The organism is Gilliamella sp. B2838, from assembly GCF_026536185.1.
In the GTDB taxonomy this organism is placed as follows: domain Bacteria; phylum Pseudomonadota; class Gammaproteobacteria; order Enterobacterales; family Orbaceae; genus Gilliamella.
This window is the reverse complement of the sequence record NZ_JAFNOO010000034.1, coordinates 1-1,723: the sequence shown is the minus strand read 5'-3', so window position 1 is coordinate 1,723 and position 1,723 is coordinate 1. Positions and strand designations below refer to the sequence as shown.

At 33.0% G+C, this 1,723-nt stretch carries 2 protein-coding genes and 1 pseudogene; 2 read left to right on the top strand and 1 reads right to left on the bottom strand.

The genetic code is table 11. The annotated features are described in order from the left end of the window. Together J3U63_RS13150 and J3U63_RS13145 are read left to right on the top strand one after the other, a co-directional pair. Positions 1-836, top strand: an 836-nt coding sequence (locus J3U63_RS13150) for a DUF6862 domain-containing protein (RefSeq protein ID WP_267371840.1), incomplete at its 5' end; no start/stop codon positions are given. Further along, a complete protein-coding gene (locus J3U63_RS13145; RefSeq protein WP_267344975.1) occupies positions 833-1,153 on the top strand; it encodes a hypothetical protein in 321 nt (106 codons plus the stop codon). The genes J3U63_RS13150 and J3U63_RS13145, both read left to right, overlap by 4 nt. Positions 1,154-1,255: 102 nt before the next feature. Here J3U63_RS13145 and J3U63_RS13475 read toward each other — a convergent pair. Next, positions 1,256-1,378, bottom strand: a pseudogene (locus tag J3U63_RS13475) (SymE family type I addiction module toxin); the annotation flags it as partial. Positions 1,379-1,723 lie beyond the last annotated feature (345 nt).

Sequence of the window (1,723 nt, the reverse complement as noted above, 5' to 3'; positions counted from 1 at the left end):
AATTAGACTTGATAAATAAAGGTAGTCTAGTTGTTTCAGACGAAAAGAAACAGGAATTAGAAGGCCAAGTTGCTATTTTAAATGCGCTAGATGCACAACGAGATGAGATTCTAAATAATGTTTGTCAGAATTTAAGCTCATCAGAATGTAATTCAGCAAGAATAGAGTTGCAGTCAGCATATGATAGCTATTTTAAAACTCTAACTCCAGAAGATTATCTAGCTTATAATGATGCTTATGCTAATTACACCAAATATTATGATGGCTATAAAAAAATATTAAGCCAAATTGGTGAATTAGAAGGAAGAGATCAAGCTGCCTATAATGAATATAAGGCTCAAAATTTATCAGAAGGTTTAGGAATAAGTATTGAATCGGCAAGAAATCTAGTTAAGTTTGATAATGCAATGCATTCTGTGGCAATAATTGGTTCGATGTTTGTTGGTTCGGCTAGTGTTAAGGATAAAAATCTGAATCTTACAAATCAACAAATGCAACAGATAAAAGAAGCAGAAAAAATATCAACAGCTAAATCAGGAACACAAACTATAATACCTCGAGATCTAAATGAACAATTATTTTGGAAACAAGTTGAGTTAAATCCCTTAGTTGGCAGCGAATTAAAAGGAATGAATAATGATATTAGATTTGACTCATCATTAGGTTTTCAAAAGATGCAAGCTGTATATGAATTATCTAATGGACAGAAAATCACAATTCATTATCAATATAATTCTAATACAGGTAAAGCTTATGATATGAAAATAACAACACCACAAAGAATAATGGCAGATCCTAGAGATGTGTTAAACTCAATAAAGGACAAGACTAAATGAAGATAGAAACAAAATCAGGTGAAATAATTAATGTTTTTGCAACTTATTGGATTAAGAATGAAACGTATTTTTACGGAATACCCTTTGATTATGGGGGATTAATTGCTTATAGAGACACTGAAATAGTTATTGTTGAACCAAAATTGAATTTTAATACTATTTTCTTTAAAGGTCAAACTAATGGATATGGAATATTTCACTGGGCTTTAATAGAAAAAAATTTACTTGATGATTTATTAGAGTTAGATCAAAATGCATATAAATATTTTTTAGAAATAATTAAATCAGAGAATTTAGTCGAACCTGATTTTTATTAAAAATTCGCCAACAGTTTCCAGTTCTACGATCCCTGTTGCAGAACTGAGCTAATTAATTACTAACTATGCGATCTACTTCGCAAGTGTTACTATCAATTTGCCTTACTCAATCTGAACGATAACATAGCAGTCCACATAAAAGCCGAATTGCGCCAGCCACCTGCTTTTAATGGTCAGTTGTGGTCTTGGGTTGAATTGCACACCGTTAGGGTTGTAGCCGACCGTTAATCTGCGCTGTTATTTACTGTCTTGTGTAGCTTTTCTTGTTTAGCTCGCCCTGTTTTAATCAACCAATCAACTGCTTAGTCTGATGCTCTAAAATCATAGCGTCTAAAATCTCTTTAACTGACTTCTGCTCGTCAGGGTTCATTTGCTTTACCGCCTCAAACTTAAGCTGAAATTCGTCCTTTGGCTTTGCTTCATCACTTTTTCAACTATCCACTAATCAAAATCATAGCGAAAATAAAGCAGATTATAAAGTCAGTAGCAGCAGTGTTGGCGTCAGCACCATTGGCATGCCATCAATGCCAGCCGGTTATAATAAAAAAGACAATGAACAATCGATAACGC